The sequence below is a fragment of the Bacillus cereus group sp. Bc031 genome, from assembly GCF_027716265.1.
Classification (GTDB): domain Bacteria; phylum Bacillota; class Bacilli; order Bacillales; family Bacillaceae_G; genus Bacillus_A; species Bacillus_A paranthracis.
In genome coordinates this window covers 1-23,050 of record NZ_JAQFUL010000051.1, presented here as the reverse complement: position 1 = coordinate 23,050, position 23,050 = coordinate 1, and the positions used below count along the sequence as shown (strand labels likewise).

Below are 23,050 nucleotides of genomic sequence, written 5' to 3'. Positions count from 1 at the left end.
TTGTTATTTTGCTTTAACGGTAGTATGACTAGAAGCAACACTTTCATTATGCAATCGATCAACTGCAGTTACTACATACGTATATGTTTCTCCAGAAATAACGGTTTTATCTAAATAAATTTCTCCAGGCTTTGTCTTTCTTACAGTAGTAAGTAAATTTTTCGGATTTTCTATATTCACTTCACTTTTTCCATTCACGCGGTAAATAGCGTAATAAGCAGAATCATTCTCTCTATTATCAATGATACCTACAGCAATACCTTCATCTCTTGGAATAGCACCTTTTAAAGTCGGTTGTTTTGGTGGATCATGATCAAGCCAAGGCATAGAGGGGATTAATGCAGGATATTTATATATGTCTTTTGAGAGTCTATCTTTAATTCCTAGTGGATTGTTATTAATATCTTTCAAGCTAAAATGCATACTACCTTTTATTTCAGGATATAACCGATTTAATTCAATTTGTCTTGGGTATTCTTCTGGATCAGACCAAGCTGGGACAGAATTATTATTAATTTTATAGGCCGCCTGACCGATGTATAGGTGGATCGGTTTATTATTTGTTTCTTTTACCCACCAATCTACTAATATGTCATACGCAGCAGGAGTGAAACCTATATTCCAATATATTTGCGGTGTGATGTAGTCAATGTAACCTTTTTGTATCCACTCACGTGTATCAGCGTAAAGGTCATCATAGTTCCTTTGACCTGCAGTTGTGTTAGAGCCAGTTGGATCGTCAGCTATATTTCGCCATACGCCGAACGGACTTATGCCAAACTTTACGTATGATTTTTCTTGTTTTATAGCAGTATTTAAATCTTTTACAAGTTCATTTACATTGTTACGTCGCCAATCCTCTATATTTGTAAATCTACCGTTATTATACGTTTCGTACGTTTTTTGATCGGGGAATTGTTCACCTGCTACTTTATATGGATAAAAATAATCATCCATATGCAGCGCATCAATGTCATAATTTTGCACGATTTCTAAAGCACCTTCAGTTATAAATTTTTTCACTTCCGGAATACCGGGATTGTAATATAACTTCCCGCCATAAGGTACAATCCAATCGGGGTGTTGTTTTGCAGGGTGATTATTTGATAATCGATTTATATCAGTGTGATTCATCGTTATTCGGTATGGGTTAATCCATGCGTGGAATTCTATATTTCTTTTATGTGCTTCATCGACCATAAATGCGAGTGGGTCATAACCAGGATCTTTTCCTTGTGTGCCCGTAATGTATTCAGACCAAGGACCGTAATTTGAAGGATAAAAGGCATCAGCGGTTGGTTTGATTTGTACAACGACTGCATTCATACCGGTGTTTTTAACATCGTCTAATAATCTAATAAACTCTTGTTTTTGATTTTCGATGGGTAAGCCGGTTTTTGAGGGCCAATCAATATTAAGAACAGATGCGATCCATACAGCACGTAATTCATGTTTTTTATACGTAGTATTAGCTTCAGCATAAGTAGAGTGAGGGGAAATGAAAGTGAAAGGAATAAAAAAGATGACGATACAACATATCATTAATAAACGTTTAACAATCATTTATACGCCTCCCTATTATGTGGTTAACTATTATGATATCCGAGATGAGGTTGATCTTACAATTGAGAAAAATAAATATTGAAACATTAATTTAATAGGAAAAATATTTTTACTGAAATTTACTTTCATTATAACTAAATTCATTTACTACTTCATATGCTTGTTAGTAAAGTGAAACTTCCTTTCATTTGAAGGGGAATAAATTATAAGTATAGGAGGATTCATAAATGAAGGTTTTGTTCGTTTGTTCTGGAGGAATGTCCAGCGCAATTGTTGTAAACGCTTTAAAAAAGGAGGCGGAGAAAAAGGGTATGAACATGGAAGTGCATGCGATTGGAACAAATGAGGTAGAGGAAGAAGTAAAGAATGGCTGGGACGTTGTAATGGTTGCACCTCAAGTTAGACATCGATTTGATTCTGTTAAAAAATTCGCAGAAGAGGAATCTATCCCGTGCGGTATTATACCGCCGCAAGCATATACACCTCTTGGCGGACCGACTTTATTAAAGACTGTAAATGATTTAATTCGTTAGGGGGAACCGTTATGAATAAGTTTGTCACGTTTCTCGATAAAAACTTATCTGGACCGATGGCAAGACTTTCTGAACAGAGACATTTACAAGCAATCCGTGATGGAGTGATTTCAGCATTACCATTTATCATCGTAGGAAGTTTCTTTTTAATCGTAGCATTTCCACCTTTACCGAAAGATAGTTTCATATCCGTTTGGGCATTAAAAAATCAAACAAGTATATTAATACCATATCGCCTAACGATGTTTATTATGTCTTTATATATAGCATTTGGAATAGGATATAATTTGGCGAAAAGTTATAAATTAGATGCTTTATCGGGAGCTCAGCTAGCAGTATGTTCACTACTATTAACATTAACTCCTGAATTAATTGATAAAAAAGGATTTATGCTTCCGATGACAAATCTTGGAGGTCATGGATTATTCGTGACGATGATTGTTTCTATTTTATCCGTAGAGATTTTAAGGTTTTGTAAGAAGAAAAATGTAATGATTAAAATGCCAGAACAAGTACCGCCATCTGTGTCGCGTTCGTTTGAAGCACTTATACCTGCTGCATTCGTTATTATTATTATGAGTCTAGTAACTGTCGTTTTTAGCATTGATTTACACCATGTTGTTGATAAACTAGCAGCACCATTAGTAAAAGCTGGGGATAGTTACTTCGGTGTAATGATTCCAGTGTTTTTAATTACGTTTTTTTGGTCATTCGGAATCCATGGTGTGTCGGTTGTTGGAACTGTTGCTCGGCCATTATGGGAAGTATACTTAGGGAAAAATGGTGAAGCAGTTGCTAGTGGAGCAGATCAGTTGCCATTTATTTCACCAGAGCCGTTATATCAATGGTTTATATGGATTGGCGGTTCTGGTGCGACATTAGGGCTTGTATTAGCTATGATTGTATTTGGTCGATCAAAATATTCGAAAGCATTATCAAGAACTTGTATTGTTCCGGGTATTTTTAATATAAATGAGCCAGTCATATTCGGATTACCGATTGTACTAAATCCAATTTTAATTATCCCATTTATCATTACACCACTTGTAACGGCAACTGTTGCATATTCAGCAACTGCGATGGGATTTGTAACACCAACACATATTATGCCACCGTGGACATTACCAGCTCCAATTGGTGCGTATTTAGCTACAGGCGGAGATTGGCGTGCAATAGTATTAGTTTTTATAAATATAGCAATATCGTTCCTTATATATTTACCATTCTTTAAAATGTACGACAAAAATATGCTTGAAATTGAGAAGAATGGTGAAGGCGAATCTGTTAATCCATAATCTTTATGCTTTAATTTATGAGTGATAGGTATTTTGCCTATCACTTCTTTCACATGAAGTCCAGAGAGGATGAAATGGAATGAATATAAAATTTAGTTATAAAGGTGTATTTTTATTATTATTTGGAGTGATATGTGCGAATTTACTTTTTGTGCCTATATTAAGGATGCTACATCTATCACAAATGCATAGTATATGGCTCGTTACAAGCATTGCGGCAAGTATTTTGCTTACTGTAGTTGTTTCTTTCATTGATGGATCGTTTGCATCGAAAGCTCAGTTGTTTTTTAGATTTATATTGTTTTCGATCGGTTGTACATTTGTAACTTACATGATTGTTTTTTAATAAATAGGAGGTCATGCATGTTATGTATATTGCAGGGGTAATGTCCGGTACTTCATTAGATGGAATAGATGTAGCGCTCGTTCGTATAGAAGGGAGTGGTGTAGAGTCTAAGGTCGAACTTATCCATTTTACTACAGTTCCATTTCGTAATGATATAAAAAGTGAAATACAACAAGCATTATCAATAGAAAATTCAAATGTTCAACTCATATGTAGTTTAAATTTTAAGTTAGGTTTATGTTTCGCCAACGCTGTAAAAGAAGTTTGTAAAGAGGCCAATTTTTCTTTGGAACAATTAGATTTGATAGGTTCTCACGGACAAACGATTTACCATCAGCCAAAGCCAGAAGGGAATATGATAGCTTCCACATTACAAATTGGGGAGCCTGCAGTAATAGCATATGACACGAACACGACGGTTATCTCAAATTTCCGAACGATGGACATGGCAGCAGGAGGACAAGGTGCACCACTTGTACCATATTCAGAGATTATTTTATATCGTCATCCAACTAAAAATAGACTACTACAAAATATCGGCGGGATTGGTAATGTTACCGTAATACCAAGTCAAAAAAGTGATCAGAACGTTATAGCTTTTGATACTGGTCCGGGTAATATGATAATTGATGAAGTATGTCAAAGGTTATTTCAGTTGCCATATGATCAAAATGGTGAGATTGCAAAACAGGGTAGAGTTGTAGATGAAATTTTGACATATTGTATGAGTCATCAATTTTTGAAAATGAATCCACCGAAATCAACAGGTAGAGAACAGTTTGGTGAAGAGTTTGTAAGTCAGTTTTTGAAGCGGTATGAAAAGTATAGTAAAGAAAATATATTAACGACTGTCACGATGTTTACAGCAAGTTCAATTGTTCATCATTATAAGGAGTTTATTCTGCCGTATTATGAAATTGATGAGGTAATTTTAGGCGGTGGCGGCAGTTATAATAACACACTTGTTGAAATGATACGGTATGGATTGAAGGATGAAAAATGTACAATATTCATTCAAGAAGATATAGGCTATTCTTCAGAGGCGAAAGAAGCAATCGCCTTTGCCATTTTAGCAAACGAAACGTATCATCGTAATCCGAGTAATGTGCCGAGTGCAACAGGTGCAAAGAAATCTGTAGTTTTAGGGAATGTAACGTACCCTTCAATATGAAGAAAATGAGGAGAACGTATATGAAGTATATGATTGGAATAGATGGCGGGGGAACGAAGACAGAAGCAATTGCATTTGATAAAGACGGAAATGAACTTGTAAGAGCTACTAGTGGATTTGGAAACATATTAATAGATTTTGAAGAAGCTCTTGTGCATATTATGGAAGCGATTGATCATTGCCAGATAAGTGTAGTGAAAGAGCATTGTGTGTGTATTTGTTTAGGATTAGCAGGTATAAGCGGAGCAAATATAAATGAATTAACATTACGTCTAAAAAAGAAGTATGGAATACAAATTGAAGTTTTTAATGACGCAATGATAGCACATGCAGCCGCTTTAGAAGGAAAGGATGGAATTTTAACGATTGGTGGCACAGGTGCGATTTGTCTAGGGAGAAAAGGAGAAGTACATGAGTATAGCGGTGGATGGGGACATATTTTAGGAGATGAAGGAAGCGGATATTGGATTGCATTACAAGCTTTAAAGAGAATGGTAAATCAATTGGATCAAGGAGTTAGACTTTGTCCATTAAGCTTAAGAATTCAAGATGAGTTTCAACTTTTGACATCGTCTCATATAAAAAGTCTAGTTTATAGATCTGCAAAAGATAAAGTTGCAGCAATCACACCATTAGTTATTCGGGAAGCTAGAAATGGGAATGATGCTGCACATGAAATTATGATGCAAGCTGGAAAGGAATTAGCAAGGATTACAATAGATGTTTATAACAAGATGCAGTTTGATTTATCAGCTTCCATTGCAGTAAGTGGCAGCATATTGCGTTTCGTTCCTGAAATATATGATGAATTTAAGAAATGCTGTGAGAAAAGCATAGGAAAAGTTACATTTATATCACAATCACAATCAGCAGTGAAAGGAACATATTATTTAATGAAAAATATATATTTTAAAAAATAGCTGTATGAGAATTTTTGTATGATTTGTAAATATATGATGTTAAAATGTATAAAGGGATGCGGATAGAAACGTACAATATACATTGTTCTTGAATATTGTATAAGTACTCCTACGTAGAAAGTGAATGATTATATGATTAATAGTATGCAATTTTTGTATTTGGTGGCTTCTTATTTATTTGGAAACATATTGACTGCTTATATAGTAACGAAATGGAGACATAACGTTGATATTCGGGATGAAGGAAGTGGTAATCCTGGTGCAAGAAACATGGGCCGTGTGTATGGAAAAGGGTATTTCGTCGCTACATTTTTAGGCGATGCGATCAAAGGGGCAATCGTAGTTTCTATTGCAAAATACCTTTTTGAAGATTCTACATTTGTAATGCTAACATTATTGGCTGTAATAATTGGACATATTTATCCAGTTTTATTTAAAGGTAAGGGCGGTAAAGGTATTTCAACATTTATCGGAGGACTAATCGCATTTGATTATTTGATAGCGCTTACCCTCGTTGCAGTTTTCATTATATTTTATTTAATCTTTAAAGGATTTACGAAGCCAGGACTAATTACAATTGCTTGTTTACCACTTTGCATGATTTTGTATTCTTACTCAATTGTTACGACTATTTTAAGTGCACTCATCATTGTACTTATTTTATATGTAAATCGCGAATGAAATAAACATTTAATAAGTGGGGTTAATCTCCACTTATCATTTTTTATTAAATAGATAAAGGAGATAGGGCATGGGGTTAATTTATAAAGTTGCTGATCAAGTTTGGGAATTTGAAAGTATACATAAATTGAATTATAAAACATTTGTAGAAGAAATTCCGCAACATGAAGAAACGAAAGATCGTGTTCGTATAGATTGTTTTCATGAAGAAAATACATATTTAATTTGTTTAGATGACGATAAGTTAGTAGGTATGGTTGCGTTGCGAGGAAAACGACCATTCTCGTTAGATTATAAAATTTCAAATCTAGATTTTTATTTGCAAGAACATGGAGAAAACGTATATGAAATTCGTTTACTTTCAGTAGAAAGTGAATATCGAAATGGAAGAGCGTTATTAGGTTTAATTCGCTTTTTACATCGTTATTTACTTCTAAATGGATATGAATTGGCACTCATTTCTGCAACAACACGTGAACTACCTTTATATGAGCAAATGGGATTCAAATCTTTCCATTCGTTAGTTGGTACAGAAGCAGCAGCATTCCAGCCTATGTATGTTACCCCTGCTATGTTTGAAGCGTCGAGTGTTGGGGGAATTATGACGAAAGAGTATACGTTTTTACCCGGACCAGTAGATATTGAAGAGAATGTTCGAAAGGCATTTTCTACTAAGCCTATTTCACACCGTTCTAAGTCATTTCAAGTGACGATGGATAATGTAAAGAAACGATTACTTCAAATGACAAAAGCAAAACGTGTGCAAATCATGTTAGGAACAGGGACATTAGCGAATGATGCCATTGCTTTACAGTTACGTTCTTTAAAAGGAAAGGGGCTCGTATTAACAAATGGGGAATTTGGTAATAGATTAGTCGGGCATGCAACACGTGCAGAGTTACATTTTGATACGTATAAAAAAGAAATGGGAGAACCGTTTATTTATACAGAATTGGAAAAAATAATGGGAGCTGGACATTATGAATGGCTTTGGTTTGTTCACCACGAAACATCAACTGGAATGTTAAATGATTTAGACGAGCTAAATGTTTTATGTGAAAAGTATAAAGTGAAACTATGTGTAGATTGTATTAGCTCAATTGGAGCGATACCGATAGATTTAAAGGATGTATATTTTGCGAGTGGCGTGAGCGGAAAGGCAATTAAATCGTTGACTGGATTATCTTTCGTTTTTCATAATCATAATGTGAAAGTAAACGAGACATTACCAGCCTATATGGATATTGGTATGTACGAAGAAAATGAAAGTATTCCATATTCCCATTCATGGAATTTAATTAATGCTTTGCAAGAAGCGTTGAAGAGATTTGAAGATGAAAAAGCATTTGTAAAAATTAAAGAGACATATGATTATATGGAAGAAGCTATTACTAGTATAGGGTTAAAACTTGTTTCACCTAAAGAATATGCCGCGCCAATTATACTTACGATTCAATTAAATGGAGGTCTTTCTTCTAAAGCGGTCGGTGATGCGTTAGCGTTACAAGGATATATTGTTCATTATGAATCAGCGTATTTACGAAAGAATAATTGGATCCAAATTGCATGCTTAAATCATTATAAAGAACGTGATATGAAGAGGATGTTGAATTGTTTGCAGATGTATGTATTACAGAGTGGGGTACATATATAAAGACTTTTTCATTTCGTATAAAGGAGTTGCGACTTACGAAAACTTAGGAATAGAACATTGGAAGAGGTGTTAGTATGATAACTAAAAAACTACCATTGCATATAGACGATATTAAAAAAGCTCAAACTATTTTGGACAGAAATGCTCGTAAAACTCCATTAGTAAAATCATTTTATTTGACTAGTAAAACAGGTGGAGAAATTCACTTGAAATTAGAAAATATGCAATTAACAGGTTCTTTTAAATTCCGTGGTGCGTTTAATAAAATGTCACAGCTGACAGATCAAGAAAAAGAGAGAGGAGTAATTGCTTGTTCTGCTGGTAATCATGCGCAAGGAATTGCTTTATCTGCTCATTTACTCGGTATTAAAAGTAAAATTGTAATGCCGATTTCTGCCCCTCAAGCGAAAGTTGATGCAACGAAAGGATATGGATCTAAAGTGGTTTTACATGGTGAAACCTTTGATGATGCGAAGGCAAAATGTGAGGAGATTATTAGAGAAACAGGTGAAACATACTTACATCCATATGACGATGTAGAAGTAATGGCTGGTCAAGGTACAATAGGATTAGATATTCTTGATGATATGTGGGATGTTGATACGGTCATTGTACCAATTGGTGGAGGAGGAATTATTTCTGGAATTGCTGTTGCATTAAAATCTTTTAATCCGTCGATTCATATAATTGGTGTCCAAGCAGAAAATGTTCATGGGATGAAGGCATCTTATGACAAAGGTACAATTATAGAACATTATGAGGCACCTACGATAGCAGATGGTTGCGCGGTAAAAATACCAGGCAATTTAACTTTTGAAGTTGTAAAAGAATTAGTAGATGATATTGTAACAGTATCAGAAAAAGAGCTGGAATTAGCGATGAAAGACTTATTACAACGCGGGAAAGCTGTTGTAGAAGGTGCAGGCGCATTAGCTACTGCTGCTCTACTTGCAGGGAAAGTGGATACATATATTAAGGGGAAAAAAGTAGTAGCGGTTATATCTGGTGGGAACGTAGACTTACAGCGCATATCGAGTGTTTGTGAACAATTTTTTGTGGCGAATGAAGTGAAATGAAATAGTACATTTAAACATTGTGTAATAAAAGAGGAGCTAAGTAACATTATATTAGCTCCTTTTTCATTATGTTTGTGCGGGAGTAAATAATGACTCCATTTTTACTTTGCTCTTTTCTCGAATTTCGGCGTCTGCATGGCGCATCACGTATTTATGAGCTACAGCGATCGCCAAAACATCATCTAATAAGCCAATCCCAATAATAGCAGCTATATCTGGAATAAAGTCGATTGTTAATACGTAATAGGATAGAGCGGCTAATATGATGAATTTCGCTTTAGTAGGTAACCCTTTTTTTCTCATTGTGTAATATAAAATAATACTTTCATATACGCTAGATTTACCGAGATCTGCTGAGCTTTTCTTGAATTTTTTCCAAAGTTTCTGTTTCTCCATATAAACACTCCTTTTACAAAAAAATAGATTTTTTAAAAGGATAGACAAAGAAGTGAGAGACTAATCAATTTTATAGTTTTTCTTAATGTATATTTCAATAAAAATAGGGAATTACCTGTTCAAAATAATAGAATGTTGGTTATGTAACGACTCACAGTGTATATGTTCGTTCCAAGTAAAGGTACTACGTAGATAACGTTTTGTGGTAATGCGTATTAAAGTTAATTTTTCACATTAATCTCTGCATTCGTACAATGTTGAATTACTTCTAAATAATCTATTGATGAGAAATTTAGTAATTCTTGAATAGCCCCTTTCCTCGCTGGTGATTCATAGGCTTCTAATGTGATTCTGTTATTAATCGATTAGCTGCTTCATCTAGCATTTCAGGTGTTACTTTGTTTTGAATTATTTTTTCCTCTCTTTTCTCCCATCTTCTTGAAAGTAGTCACTTCGGTGATGTTTTTTTATTTTCTCAGATGAAGCCGATGAGTTTGAGTTTTAGAATTTTATCGTGGTATTATTTATGTAACGAGGGGATGTTGTAAGAAAAAATACAATTTTTTTGGGGAATGAGAATGGGAATTTATAACTATGAAGCGAAAGAGGATTTGCAAGTAGGAGAAGTTTGTTTAGAACGAGATATTTATGAAATTGTAAATTTTTACAAGAAAGGGTCAATAGTTTTATGTGATTCAGTATCTCGGTTCAGTGCGAATTCAGACAGAATGTTTAAAGTGATAAATAGGATAGAAACATATATGCATAAAAATGAAGACTATACATATCAGGTTTCGGATAGGCCAAAGTTGATTTATGTAGTTGAACAGGTAAGATAAGGAAAGCATTCATAACGGATGCTTTTTTCTTTGCTATATAGAAAGTACACATTAAACGTAAATTTGAACGAAATGTATGTAAATGATTTAGTTTTTATTAAACATTTATTAAGTGGTATGGGGGAAGAAAAATGAAGATAATAGAACTACCAATTGAATTCGAATTTAACGAGCAAAAACAATGTATTTATCCAAGTTTAATAATAGTAAACGATGAATTAACTTTAGTAGATACAGGGTATATGAATTTTTTACCTTTAATTGAAGAGGCAATTTTAAAACATGGATACAAGATGAAAAACTTAAAAAATATAATTATTACTCATTATGATGACGATCATATAGGATCTTTATATGATTTTAAAGTGAAATATCCTCAAGTTAATATTATTGCTAGTGAAATTGAATCTAACTACATTAATGGTGATATAAAATCAGAGAGATTAGTTCAAGCAGAAGAAATGTTAGAACGTATGCCAAATGAAGAAAAAGAATTTGGTAAATGGTTTATACAACAGTTAAAAAATATAAGACATATTTTCGTCGATGAAAAAGTACATGATGGACAAATAATTTTGAATGGTGAATGTCAAATAGTAGCGACCCCAGGACATACTTCGGGACATATTTCATTATATTTTCCGGACTTACACAGTGTAATTACAGGAGATGCAGCCGTTCAAGATAATGGTGAATTAGTAATAGCTAATCCGAATTTTTGTTTAGATATAGAAAAAGCGGAAGAGTCTTTAAAGAGGATTAAAGACCTTAAAGCTGTAAAGTATTATTGCTATCATGGAGGGGAATTCAATATATAAAATAATAAAAAACCGATCTTTCTTATATAGAAAAGATCGTTTTTTAATTCATAGATTCTGCAATTTGAATTAAATCCTTGATGTTATATTTTCCTTGTATATAGCGTTTGTTACCAATTGCAATTGTGTATTGAAAACCATTTTTCTGAAAAAGGAGCTCATATGCTGAATCGAAATGAGGATTGTATAATGCTTTTATATTATTTTTTAAGCTATAGAACTTAGCGCCCCTATGTACATAGAAATTTAATTTGTTTTGAACTGGTGAAACAGTGATTTTAAAAATCCCATTAATATCTTCATTGTAGTATTGGAGGTTTAAGTAATCGTTATAGATGTATCCTTGAAATTCGTGAATTTCGAACGTGAATTTTGTAGGAGTAAGTATATGTTTCTTACACTTCATTTCATATTCTTTTACGGTAGTAGCTTCTTTCATAAATGGATTCGTTCCATCATAAATTTGATTAATTCGAGATATTTTATTATTCTTTGTTACTATTTCCAAAATGAAACCGATAGTAAATTCATCATTAGTGCCTTTGAAATAAGAAATAAGAATTGTAGTATCTTCTTTTGGAGATAGTACGGTTTTAATTTCATGAATAGGTTTTTCCTTTTGGAAAGTAGGTAGTTTAACTCCTTCTGTTACATATGACTGCATTAATTCTTTATCATTTTTGAGCAAAGCATGTTTGAATTCACTGATTACATCTGTTTGAGATTTTGCCGTTATAATTGTGGTGGATTGAAAATATAGTAAGTAAAATATGCAAAAGATCCTTATGAATGTAGTTGTCAATTTTATCACCCTATAACTATATTTCCGTAACATTGAAATATATATGTACAGGAGGGGAGAAGATGAGTTTATTATTTGATGTAATAGCAGATATCATTTTATTTTTCCCTCAAAATGACATGAAATTAAAACATCATATTGCTAAATTAAGCGAATTTGAGTGGTTTCGAAAACTACACGAAGATACAAAGTATACAAAATTAATTTGGAGTAATAGAAAAATTAAGAAGTTCATTTTGTCTTCTACTAACATGGAAGCATTAATAAAATGTGAGAAAAAGCAAAAAGAATTTGTCCACCTAGTACACGATGAATATAAAAAAAGAAGATAAGAATTTTTTTATTTTTCATATTTGGGGAAACAAATGGTACAATGAAAGCTAATGTGAAAAATAAGGAAAAGAAGTGGTCAATGTGAAAAACTTTTTAGAATTAGGAATTAGTGAAACGTTTAATCATACATTACGTGAAAATGGAATTACAGAAGCAACACCGATTCAGGAGGAAGCAATTCCTGTTATACTGTCAGGTAAAGATATTATTGGGCAGGCGAAAACAGGAACGGGTAAAACGTTAGCATTTGTGTTACCAATTTTAGAAAAAATCGATCCAGAATGTAGCGATGTTCAGGCTTTAATTGTTGCACCAACAAGGGAACTAGCACTGCAAATTACAACTGAAATTAAAAAAATGCTTGTGCAAAGAGAAGATATTAATGTATTAGCGATTTATGGCGGTCAAGATGTAGCACAACAATTGAGAAAGTTAAAAGGTAATACACATATTGTTGTTGCGACACCAGGACGATTATTAGATCATATACGACGTGAAACAATTGATTTGAGTAATCTTACAACGATTGTATTAGATGAAGCGGATCAAATGCTTTATTTCGGTTTCTTATATGATATTGAAGATATTTTAGATGAGACACCTGGTAGTAAACAAACGATGTTATTCTCAGCAACGATGCCAAAAGATATTAAAAAATTGGCGAAGCGTTATATGGATGAACCGCAAATGGTTCAAGTACAAAGTGAAGAAGTAACGGTAAATACAATAGAGCAACGTGTCATTGAGACGACAGATCGTGCAAAGCCAGATGCACTTCGTTTTGTTATGGACCGTGATCAGCCATTTTTAGCAGTTATTTTCTGTCGTACAAAGGTTAGAGCGAGTAAGCTTTATGATAATTTAAAAGGACTAGGTTATAATTGTGCTGAACTTCATGGTGATATACCTCAAGCGAAACGTGAAAGAGTTATGAAGAGTTTCCGCGAAGCTAAAATTCAGTACTTAATCGCAACGGATGTAGCAGCTCGTGGACTTGATGTAGATGGTGTAACGCACGTATTTAACTATGATATCCCTGAAGATGTAGAAAGTTATATTCACCGCATTGGCCGGACAGGACGTGCAGGTGGATCAGGTATTGCAATTACGTTCGTTGCAGCGAAAGATGAAAAACATTTAGAAGAAATTGAAAAAACGCTTGGTGCACCAATACAAAGAGAAATAATCGAACAACCGAAGATAAAACGTGTAGATGAAAATGGAAAACCGGTACCAAAGCCGGCTCCGAAGAAATCAGGCGAGTATCGTCAAAGAGATAGCCGTGAAGGTTCAAGAAGTGATTCAAGAAGTGATTCAAGACGTGGTTCGAGAAATGGCTCAAGAAGTGATTCAAGAAATAGTTCAAGAAATGAAAACAACCGATCATTTAATAAGCCAAGTAATAAAAAAGGTAGTACAAAGCAAGGTCAGCAAAGACGTGGCCGTTAAATAATTATAATTGTAAAGAGTCGCAAAATATTGTGGCTCTTTTTTTGTTTGTATAGAACAAGGATGATAGCAAGAAAAAAACGGAAATTTCATTCACCGTATTTAAAACTTACAAAGGAAAGTTTATAGTCCAAAACCAGTAGAACAAGGGTATTACAACCATGTCGTAATTCAAGAACAAGTGCAACTTACGTATGGACAATATTTAATCGAAAAAAATCGAGAGAAAGCAATTCGTACTAGCTCCTCTGATGATGATACGAATTATGAAAAAATCAATTGGTATAACGATATAAAAACATCTTTTGCAAACAAAGAATTGGCCGATTTGGTGAAAGAAATTTGTAACTTTGTTAGTTTTGTTCGATGGGAACTCGAGATGCACAACTGCCATCCTTATTGGGAAGTTACTTACTACGGCGATGAAGGTAATGTAGTGTGAAGTTAATAGAAGGGATAGTATGCGAAATAAGAAAAAGGACTAGCAGTCGTACCTGCTGTCCTTTAATAGGAGAAAAAGTAATCTTGTTTAGAACTACGCATAAACAGAAAATCTGCTTGTGATTAGTTTTACCCTAAATATAAGTGTCTATACAAAAAAAGGGATAAGTAAAAAATACTTATCCCCGGAAGGGAAATCCCAAGCACCAAAATGGCTCGTATTGGTCTGCAGGTTCAAAAGTAGTATATGTAAAACAAAAAATCTCATACAAAAAGCAGACAACGATTTTGGTTGTCTGCCAGTGAGCTCAATGAGTTAGCTAATTGTGATAATTTGCATCCCCATTGCGAGAAGAGTGAAGCTGCTAGTTCAAACAGCTTGTTCGTATTATTTTCGATTCCCTAAAAAATATACAGAGAAAGCAGATAAGTGAAAAATCTATCTGCTTCTGCTGTAACAAAAGAAAGAAGTATTAGCCGTGGACACGGCGGCTTGAAAATAGTATGTATTTTTATTTAGAAAATATTCAGGGGGTGAAGAAACATGGAATGTTTAATAAATGGTGTTTGCGAAATTAATCAACTAATTAGTAAAACAAAGTAGAAAAAGAATGAGCAAATATAACAATAAAAAGGTAAATGTTCAAAAGAGTGATGAGTATAAAGTAAAACAAAATAGCTATATTAAAGCTTGATTTTCATGAAAAATAAAGCACACATATAAGTGTGCTCTTATGAACGCTTTAGATTTGTGTGACTACATAGTCAACATACAATAAAATATGCTTGTTTGATATAAATGTGTGTCAAATCTATAACATATATTTTGGGGTGTATAAGGAATATTAAATGTTAATTAGCCAAGCATATTGTTTTTATTAACGAATTTGTGCAACTGTTAAAGCGGCAGAACGAATATCTACTGTACCAATTACTTCAACGGGTACAATTTGAATTAAATCACCAGGGTTTAAGTTTATTAGAATGACACCGCTGGATACATCTACTTCACCAGTGCCAATGATATTAGAACGGACTGCGGTTCCTGATCCTGCAATAATATTAGTTGATGAGTTTAGTGTTAAGAAAAAGCGCGCTGCTTCCGGGGCTACTGGAACATTATCGAGGCTGATTGTTAATGTATAACTGATTTGATAAATACCAGCTACTTGAATTCTAATACCAGTTCCTGTACTAATTGTATCATTGATTACAGGGACAGTAATGTTTGGATTTGGGCCCGTACTAGGTAGTAGTAGTGGCGTGAATAGTGTGGCAAATTGAGGTGAAGTAGCATTAAAAGCAAAACCGAGAGCTGGTAGTGTACTGGGGGCTTGTGCTCTACAATTAAAGTTCGTGAGCTTACGACTAGATGATCGTATATTTTCACTCCTTTCTTTCATTTAGATTGCGTGAGTAACAACCTCACGTTTTGGACAAGCACAATACAATATATGAAAATTTATAGTGAATAGTGCAGAAGTGTACTGTTATGGGTAACACTAATTGCCTATTGTACAAAGGAGATACTACGCTTACAGAAATAGTTTGTAACCTAAAGCTGAAAAAATAGTATGAATAGAGTTGAAAATGCTATTTAGAAATGAAAGGAAACATAATAAAAAGGAACATACATATAAGCATGCTCTTTGACAAGAAAGGTAGATTTTTATGAGTGGATTCCTCCATACAATAATATATGCTTGTCCGGTTAATAGTTGAGAAAGGGAGAATGCATATGGAACGAATGGAAGCGTATAACAAAATAAAGATTTCATTTTATAGTAAAGGGGAATAGATATGTGTATTTATTGGGAAAACGTAGTTAAAGAGTTCTTTAAGAGGTAAGAACTGGAACGAAATAAAAGAGCAGCTAGCAAAAGCTAACTGCTCAATACAAGGAGATACAGAGAAGACTACTTTACATGAATGTTGGCATACAGCCTACATTCAGTATTGACCGAATATTTATTTTAAATCCAATTTATTTAAAGTAAACATCCCAACAGATAAAATGGCTGCGCCTGCTACAGAACCTAGCCAGTCTCTCCAGCTTAATGTGTTTAAAGATGCATCTATTAAATTCATAATTAAGAAGATAGCAAACATTAATACACCAAATGCTAAACATCCCCAAAATGTTTGCAAATATTTAATCATCTTATTTCGGAACTTGCTCATATAAATCACCCTTATTAATAATTTATATTTTTATAAATAAATTATCGCATGTGCAAAAATTAAAAGTATGAAATATGCAAAATTACATATTGGAACTTAACAAAATAATCCATTCATAAGTAAATAGATCGAACAGAGGGAAACCGTTTCGTATGAATCAATTGTCATTTTTTGAAGTCATCGATGAAAAGGAGATGCGTAGATTTGTGGTAAAGGAGCTGAAAAACTATAAAGTATTGTGCGTTTGAATGAAGAATCAAGAAAAATAGGATCAAGCGGGGGCATCGTTCTTTTCCTCAAATGAAAGGTGACGGTAAGAAACATGAGATACATTTTAAACAAATTAAACGGAAGTTAAAAAATAAAAATTTATAAAGGAAATAGAAAGTAGGGAGTTGTATATATACGATAATAGGAAACTTTTTACTAACTAAGCATATAATTTAAATAGACCGACAGTCGGTCCGATGGGAAGGGGAACTTGAATGCGAATAGTAAAGGAATATGAGGAGCGTAGAAAAGAAATTTTAGAAACAGCTGAACGATTATTTCTTACGAAAGGTTATACAAAAACAACAGTAAATGACATTTTAAAAGAGATAGGGATAGCAAAGGGGACGTTTTATCACTATTTTAAATCGAAAGAAGAAGTAATGGATGAGATTATTATAAGGATTATTAAAGAAGATGTTGCTAAAGCGAAAGTAATCGTCTCTAATCCAAATATACCAGTATTAGAAAAGTTATTTCGAGTTTTAATGGAGCAATCTCCAAAATCAGGTGATATAAAAGATAAAATGATTGAGCAATTTCATCAACCAAATAATGCAGAAATGCATCAAAAAAGTTTAGTACAATCCATTATTCATTTATCTCCTTTATTAACAGAAATTTTAGAACAAGGAATTGAAGAAGGGATATTTTCGACTTCATATCCACAAGAAACGATTGAACTATTACTATCTTCAGCGCAAGTCATATTTGATGATGGGTTATTCCAATGGAAGCCAGAAGAAATGATGAGGAGGGTGAAAGCTTATATTAAAATGATGGAAGTATCTGTTGGAGCGAAAGAAGGATCCTTTAATTATATGCTGGAGGTTTTAATGAAACAGAAATAATATTTTTTCTGTTTGTTTATTATAGACCGGCAGTCGGTCTAAATTAAAGGAAGGGTGTGATTATGATATCTATTAGTATAAAACCTTCGATGAAAGATTTTTATTTAATGGTGAGTGGGCAAATTATTACTATTTTAGGTTCGACACTTTTACGTTTTGCTCTGTCATTATATGTGCTAGATTTAACAGGGCGTGCTGATATATTCGCAGGATTATATGCGATAACGAGTATTCCGTTTTTGTTAGCTCCTCTTGGCGGAGCGATAGCAGATCGTTTCAATCGTCGAAATGTAATGGTTATTTTTGATTTTATAAATACTGCGATTGTATTAAGCTTTATAGTTTTGTTATTTACTGGATTTGTATCTATTCTATTGATTGGAACAATTATGTTTTTACTGGCGATCATTAGTGCAATGTACGCACCAGTTGTAATGGCAAGTATTCCGCAATTAGTTCCAGAGAAAAAGTTAGAACAAGCGAACGGTATTGTAAATGGTGTGCAAGCATTATCTAATATAGTTGCTCCTGTATTAGGAGGAATATTGTACGGCATAATTGGTTTGAAAATGCTCGTGATAATCAGTTGTCTTGCTTTCTTTTTATCTGCGATTTTAGAAATGTTTATTACAATACCTTTTATAAAGGGAGTGCAAGAAAGCCATATCATACCGACAATTGTAAAGGATATGAAAGAAGGGTTTATATATGTTTTAAAACAACCATTTATTTTGAAGGCTATGTTACTTGCAACTTTACTAAACTTAATTTTGACACCGTTATTTATTGTTGGAGGACCTATTATTTTACGAGTAACTATGCAGATTAGCGATACGATGTATGGAATTGGGATGGGGTTAATTGATTTTGCCACCATATTAGGTGCATTGTCAATCGGTTTCTTTGCTAAAAAGTTACAGATGAAAACATTATATTATTGGATGCTTATTATAGCTCTATTAGTAATACCGGTGGCCCTATCGGTCACACCATTTATTCTTAATTTAGGACACTATCAACCATTTATCCTCTTTATACTTTCTTCTATTTTAATTGCAATGATCATGACAATTGTATCCATCTATGTGATTACTGTAGTTCAAAAGAAAACACCAAATGAGAACTTAGGAAAAGTAATGGCAATTATAACAGCGGTATCCCAATGTATGGCACCGATTGGGCAAGTCATTTACGGTTTTATGTTTGAAGAATTCAGTATGAAAATTTATTTACCTATATTAGTTATTAGTTTCATAATGTTATTAATAGCAGTTGTGACGAAGAAAATACTATCCAATGAAGGGAACTAGCTTAATATGATTAGGAGAATGTTAAAAAGAGATTTCTCTCAAAATAAAATGATAATTACCATTTTATTTATGTTTATCATGTTATCAAGTCTTTTAATGGCTAGTGCTTCAAGTAATGTTATAAATCTATTGAACTCAATGGATCAATTGGTTAAAGTATCAAACGCACCGCACTTCGTACAAATGCATGCAGGAGAAGTAAATCAAAAGTCAATTGATTCCTTTGTAGAAAAAAATCCGTTTGTAAAAAAACAGCAAACGGCTGAAATGGTTCAAATAAATGGATCTAACATTTTTATTAAAAAGAAAAATCAAGCAGAACATAATAGTGTAATGGACATTAGTTTCGTGAAACAAAATAGTAAGTTTGATTTTTTATTAAATTTAAATAATGAAGTGGTCGATGTTAGGAAAGGGGAAATAGGTGTACCCATTTATTATATGCAAAAATATAATTTGCGGATGGGAGATAAAATATGGGTTATTAAAGATAATAATGAACTAGAATTTACGATTTCAGCATTTGTTCGTGATGTTCAAATGAACCCATCAAACGTTAGTTCAAAACGATTTGTAATAAGCAATAAGGATTTTGAAAGAATAAAAAGAAATTTTGGAGAAAGCGAATATCTTATTGAATTCCAGCTAACAGACGAAAATAAAATAAATGAATTTGAAAATCTATATAAGTCATCGAACTTACCACAAAAAGGTCCCTCTATTACGTATTCACTATTTAAAACACTCAATTCATTAACAGATGGAATAATAGCTGCAGTACTTATCATAATAAGTGGATTATTAATGTTAATTGCAATGTTATGTATTAGATTTACGATCATTACTTCGATGGAAGAAGATTATCGAGAAATTGGTGTTATGAAAGCAATTGGGATTCATAACAAAGATATTCAAAAATTATATATAACAAAATATATTGTGATTTCAGCTGGTGGATGTATATGTGGATATATACTCTCACTATTTGTTACAAAAATCTTCACTTCAAATATCACCCTTTATATGGGGGCGGCAAATAAAAGCATTTTACACAATATTGTGCCATTCATAATTACAACATTGTTATTTTTAGTCGTTATCCTGTTCTGTCGTATTATTTTGCGGAATTTTAGGGGAATTACAGCAATAGACGCTTTACAATCAAGAGATAAACTAGGAAAAAGAAAGATTAGAAAATCTTTTTCACTCAAACAAACTAAATTTACAAATGTAAATATATTTATTGGTATACAAGATGTTATAAAAAGATTCAAGTTATATCGTGTGTTAAGTATCGTATTAATAATAGCTGTGTTCATGATTGTTGTACCTGTTAACTTTTTGTATACGATTCAGTCACCGGATTTTGTAAATTATATGGGAACAGGAAAAAGTGATATTCGAATAGATTTACAGCAAACTGAAAATATAGAGAAACGTTTTAAGGGTGTTATTTCATATGTAAAAAATGATAAAGAAGTAGAAAAATATGCAACATTTGTTACGAGTACATTTAAAATGGTAAACGCTGATGGTACACATGAAAACTTAAATGTAGAAGTGGGAGACTTCACTACATTTCCATTAGACTATATGCAAGGTAGGGCACCAAAAAATGAAAATGAAATTGCTCTTTCTTATATGAACGCAAATGAATTAAAAAAGAATGTAGGGGATCATATCGTTTTATTTGTTGATGGGAAAGAGAAAACACTAACGATTAGTGGTATGTATCAAGATGTAACAAATGGCGGGAAAACAGCTAAAGCTAGTTTTTCTAATAATAATGAAAATATATTATGGTATGTAGTAAATGTAGATATGAAGCCTAAAGTGGATTTGCAAGAAAAAGTGAAGGAGTATAAACAGAATTTTAGTTCTGCAAAAATAACAGATACAAATGATTATGTAACGCAAACTTTAGGAGAGACAATTAAACAATTAAGACTCGTGACGCAAGTGGCTATTTTGATTGCGATATTGATATCAGTTTTAATTACTGCGATGTTTTTTAAACTGATATTAGCAAAAGATTTTTCGCAAATTTTAATTATGAAAAATATCGGTTTTTCTAGTAAAGATATTCGTATACAGTATATAACACGTTCTATCTTCATTGTATTATTAGGCATTGTGATAGGGACATGTATAGCTGCTACGTTTGGTGAAATGTTAGTAAGTTGGTTAGGGTCTTTTATGGGAGCTGCTCATATAAAGTTTGTCGTGAATCCTATCGTTTCTTATGTAATATGTCCAGCTATATTATGTATATGTGTGACTGCAACAACGCTTTTCAGTAGTTTTACTATGAAGCAAACAAACGATGTAAAGCCAAATGGGGAGTAGGGGTGTATCACTTGAAAAAAATTTTAGAAGTAAAGGAATTAAATAAAACATATTCAATAGATGGAAATGCAAATTATTATGTGCTAAAAAATATAGATTTAGAGGTTTATGAGGGAGAATTTGTATCGGTCATGGGGCCTTCTGGTTCTGGGAAATCGACGTTATTATATAATATTAGTGGAATGGATCAAATGTCGTCAGGAAGTGTGAAATTTGGTAGTAAAGAAATATCTCGTATGAAAGAAGAAGCGTTAGCCAAGTTGCGCCTTACTGAAATAGGATTTATTTTTCAGCAGAGCAACCTTCTTAGAAACTTGAACCTATTTGATAATATCATCTTGTCAGCATATTTAGCGAAATGTGAGAGTAAAAAAATAGTAAATAAACGTGCTCTAGAGCTAATGGAGAATATGGGGATAAGTGATATAGCGTCTCATTATATAACCGAAGCATCTGGGGGGCAATTACAAAGAGTCTCTATTTGTAGAGCGCTCATTAATAATCCAAATATTATTTTTGCAGATGAGCCGACTGGTGCTTTAAATTTAAAATCAACAGAAGAAGTAATGCAAATATTATTAAATATTAATCGTGGTGGAACGACCATTATGTTAGTCACTCATGATGTGAAAGTAGCAGCAAAAACAGAAAGAATTCTTTTTATGGCGGACGGAGAAATTGTTAGTGAAATACAGTTAGGTAAGCTTAGGAACGATGATTTAAAAGCGCGAGAAGAGAAGTTGTTAAACTGGTTAGCTGTACTTGGATTTTAAAGAGAAAAACTCCTATTGAATGTAGGAGTTTTTCTTTGTCTTAAAGTTCTAAAAGATATATAATAATTTTCTGAATATTAAAATTGGAGGGGTGCAAATGAAAAATGAAACGTTGCACACGCAAGAAGATATTATTAAAATGCTGGATTCATTATTAAGACCAGCAGAACCATTTTGGAATGAATTTTATGCGAATAGAGAAAAAGATGTTCCGTTTTTTGAAAATGTTCCAGATGAGAATCTAGTTTCGTATATACAAAAAAAGCGGGTTTCAAAAGGAAAAGTACTGGAACTTGGATGTGGTCCGGGTAGAAACGCAATTTATCTAGCAAATGAAGGGTTTGATGTAACAGCAGTAGATTTATCTATAGAAGGCATTAACTGGGCAAAAGAGAGGGCGTTAGCAAAAGGAGTAGAAATTGAATTTATTTGTGATTCAATTTTCAATTTAGAGGTTCAAAATGAATTTGATTTTGTATACGATTCGGGCTGTTTGCATCATATTCCACCACATAGAAGAGTAAATTATGTGAATTTAATTAAAAACACATTGAAATCAGGTGGTTATTTCGGATTAACGTGTTTCGCGGCAGGTGATTTAGATGAGCGAAATGGATCAGAAATAACAGATTGGGACGTATATAGAGGATGGAGTTTACAAGGAGGTCTTGCTTATTCGGAAGAAAAACTAAGAGAGATATTTAAAGGATTTGAAGTGATTGAAATTAGAAAGATGGAACAGATTGAACAACCAAATACTATGTTTGGAGAATCCTTTCTTTGGACAGCATTATTTAAGAAGAAATAAGAATGTAGATAATTGACAAACTCATCGTTTTTATAGACAATATAATAATGAGAATGTATGTTCGTTTTTTGTTAACCGATGTATATTTTGCATAAATACATAACAAGGGGTTGTCTCTCATGCCCATCAACTTAAGAACGAAAACAAAATGAACTTTCGTTCAAACAAACTAAAAAACACGTAATGTACTTTTG

General features: G+C 33.0%; 23 protein-coding genes and 1 pseudogene. 18 read left to right on the top strand and 6 right to left on the bottom strand.

The genetic code is table 11. From position 1 onward, the window contains the following. Positions 1-3 precede the first annotated feature (3 nt). The gene (locus tag PDQ33_RS18665) at positions 4-1,563 is read right to left on the bottom strand and encodes a glycoside hydrolase family 10 protein (protein WP_000635990.1); all 1,560 of its coding nucleotides are present in this window, start codon (positions 1,561-1,563) and stop codon (positions 4-6) included. A gap of 227 nt (positions 1,564-1,790) precedes the next feature. Here PDQ33_RS18665 and PDQ33_RS18660 point away from each other — a divergent pair, with 227 nt between their 5' ends. The 8 genes from PDQ33_RS18660 (at position 1,791) to tdcB (ending at position 9,239) form a co-directional block, all read left to right on the top strand. Beyond that, positions 1,791-2,096, top strand: a complete 306-nt coding sequence (locus PDQ33_RS18660) for a PTS sugar transporter subunit IIB (RefSeq protein WP_000865887.1) — start codon at positions 1,791-1,793, stop codon at positions 2,094-2,096. A gap of 11 nt (positions 2,097-2,107) precedes the next feature. Further along, positions 2,108-3,391 (top strand): PTS sugar transporter subunit IIC, encoded by a 1,284-nt coding sequence (locus PDQ33_RS18655; protein WP_001032281.1) that lies wholly within the window; start codon positions 2,108-2,110, stop codon positions 3,389-3,391. 79 nt (positions 3,392-3,470) lie between these two features. Then, a complete protein-coding gene (locus PDQ33_RS18650) occupies positions 3,471-3,737 on the top strand; it encodes a hypothetical protein (RefSeq protein WP_001021954.1) in 267 nt (88 codons plus the stop codon). A 22-nt stretch (positions 3,738-3,759) separates the two neighbouring features. Next, positions 3,760-4,908, top strand: coding sequence for an anhydro-N-acetylmuramic acid kinase AnmK (gene anmK, locus PDQ33_RS18645; RefSeq protein WP_061130419.1), 1,149 nt, complete (start codon positions 3,760-3,762; stop codon positions 4,906-4,908). 20 nt (positions 4,909-4,928) lie between these two features. Further along, entirely contained in the window at positions 4,929-5,828 is a 900-nt protein-coding gene (locus PDQ33_RS18640) for a BadF/BadG/BcrA/BcrD ATPase family protein (RefSeq protein ID WP_000876569.1), read from the top strand. Positions 5,829-5,960: 132 nt separating this feature from the next. Continuing rightward, positions 5,961-6,509, top strand: coding sequence for a glycerol-3-phosphate 1-O-acyltransferase PlsY (gene plsY, locus PDQ33_RS18635; protein ID WP_000610858.1), 549 nt, complete (start codon positions 5,961-5,963; stop codon positions 6,507-6,509). 70 nt (positions 6,510-6,579) lie between these two features. After that, positions 6,580-8,163, top strand: coding sequence for an aminotransferase class V-fold PLP-dependent enzyme (locus PDQ33_RS18630; RefSeq protein ID WP_000523064.1), 1,584 nt, complete (start codon positions 6,580-6,582; stop codon positions 8,161-8,163). 74 nt (positions 8,164-8,237) lie between these two features. After that, complete coding sequence (gene tdcB, locus PDQ33_RS18625) at positions 8,238-9,239, top strand: bifunctional threonine ammonia-lyase/L-serine ammonia-lyase TdcB (RefSeq protein WP_000628911.1); 1,002 nt, start codon at positions 8,238-8,240, stop codon at positions 9,237-9,239. Between the two features lie 66 nt (positions 9,240-9,305). On the opposite strand, the gene PDQ33_RS18620 is transcribed toward tdcB, so the two are convergent. Together PDQ33_RS18620 and PDQ33_RS29080 are read right to left on the bottom strand one after the other, a co-directional pair. Continuing rightward, positions 9,306-9,635: a YkvA family protein gene (locus PDQ33_RS18620; protein ID WP_000414828.1), complete on the bottom strand. Its 330-nt coding sequence runs from the start codon at positions 9,633-9,635 to the stop codon at positions 9,306-9,308. A gap of 224 nt (positions 9,636-9,859) precedes the next feature. Beyond that, a pseudogene (locus PDQ33_RS29080) lies at positions 9,860-9,997 on the bottom strand (SMI1/KNR4 family protein); the annotation flags it as partial. A 216-nt stretch (positions 9,998-10,213) separates the two neighbouring features. On the opposite strand from PDQ33_RS29080, the gene PDQ33_RS18615 reads away from it, so the two are divergent. Next, the gene (locus PDQ33_RS18615) at positions 10,214-10,474 is read left to right on the top strand and encodes a hypothetical protein (protein WP_000513520.1); all 261 of its coding nucleotides are present in this window, start codon (positions 10,214-10,216) and stop codon (positions 10,472-10,474) included. Positions 10,475-10,605: 131 nt separating this feature from the next. Further along, entirely contained in the window at positions 10,606-11,292 is a 687-nt protein-coding gene (locus PDQ33_RS18610) for an MBL fold metallo-hydrolase (protein WP_000691135.1), read from the top strand. Positions 11,293-11,335: 43 nt separating this feature from the next. Here the strand turns inward: PDQ33_RS18610 and PDQ33_RS18605 are convergent, their stop codons facing one another. Next, a complete protein-coding gene (locus tag PDQ33_RS18605; RefSeq protein ID WP_270394293.1) occupies positions 11,336-12,127 on the bottom strand; it encodes a hypothetical protein in 792 nt (263 codons plus the stop codon). Between the two features lie 29 nt (positions 12,128-12,156). Here PDQ33_RS18605 and PDQ33_RS18600 point away from each other — a divergent pair, with 29 nt between their 5' ends. From PDQ33_RS18600 to PDQ33_RS18590, 3 genes are all read left to right on the top strand, one after another. After that, positions 12,157-12,426 (top strand): hypothetical protein, encoded by a 270-nt coding sequence (locus PDQ33_RS18600; protein WP_000054526.1) that lies wholly within the window; start codon positions 12,157-12,159, stop codon positions 12,424-12,426. Between the two features lie 73 nt (positions 12,427-12,499). Next, positions 12,500-13,876, top strand: a complete 1,377-nt coding sequence (locus tag PDQ33_RS18595; RefSeq protein ID WP_270756424.1) for a DEAD/DEAH box helicase — start codon at positions 12,500-12,502, stop codon at positions 13,874-13,876. A 181-nt stretch (positions 13,877-14,057) separates the two neighbouring features. Continuing rightward, entirely contained in the window at positions 14,058-14,318 is a 261-nt protein-coding gene (locus tag PDQ33_RS18590; protein WP_001177682.1) for a hypothetical protein, read from the top strand. Between the two features lie 877 nt (positions 14,319-15,195). Here the strand turns inward: PDQ33_RS18590 and exsF are convergent. Beyond that, a complete protein-coding gene (gene exsF / locus PDQ33_RS18585) occupies positions 15,196-15,699 on the bottom strand; it encodes an exosporium protein ExsF (protein ID WP_001257912.1) in 504 nt (167 codons plus the stop codon). 586 nt (positions 15,700-16,285) lie between these two features. Beyond that, complete coding sequence (locus PDQ33_RS18580; RefSeq protein WP_000033169.1) at positions 16,286-16,498, bottom strand: hypothetical protein; 213 nt, start codon at positions 16,496-16,498, stop codon at positions 16,286-16,288. Positions 16,499-16,983: 485 nt separating this feature from the next. On the opposite strand from PDQ33_RS18580, the gene PDQ33_RS18575 reads away from it, so the two are divergent. The 5 genes from PDQ33_RS18575 to PDQ33_RS18555 all read left to right on the top strand — a co-directional run bounded on the left by PDQ33_RS18575 (position 16,984) and on the right by PDQ33_RS18555 (position 22,856). Beyond that, entirely contained in the window at positions 16,984-17,619 is a 636-nt protein-coding gene (locus PDQ33_RS18575) for a TetR/AcrR family transcriptional regulator (protein WP_270756426.1), read from the top strand. Between the two features lie 62 nt (positions 17,620-17,681). After that, complete coding sequence (locus PDQ33_RS18570) at positions 17,682-18,929, top strand: MFS transporter (RefSeq protein WP_270756427.1); 1,248 nt, start codon at positions 17,682-17,684, stop codon at positions 18,927-18,929. Positions 18,930-18,935: 6 nt separating this feature from the next. Continuing rightward, entirely contained in the window at positions 18,936-21,275 is a 2,340-nt protein-coding gene (locus PDQ33_RS18565) for an ABC transporter permease (protein WP_076874694.1), read from the top strand. A gap of 11 nt (positions 21,276-21,286) precedes the next feature. Continuing rightward, positions 21,287-22,048, top strand: a complete 762-nt coding sequence (locus tag PDQ33_RS18560) for an ABC transporter ATP-binding protein (protein ID WP_142242814.1) — start codon at positions 21,287-21,289, stop codon at positions 22,046-22,048. A 97-nt stretch (positions 22,049-22,145) separates the two neighbouring features. Further along, positions 22,146-22,856 (top strand): class I SAM-dependent methyltransferase, encoded by a 711-nt coding sequence (locus PDQ33_RS18555; RefSeq protein WP_061130518.1) that lies wholly within the window; start codon positions 22,146-22,148, stop codon positions 22,854-22,856. Positions 22,857-23,050: the final 194 nt, after the last annotated feature.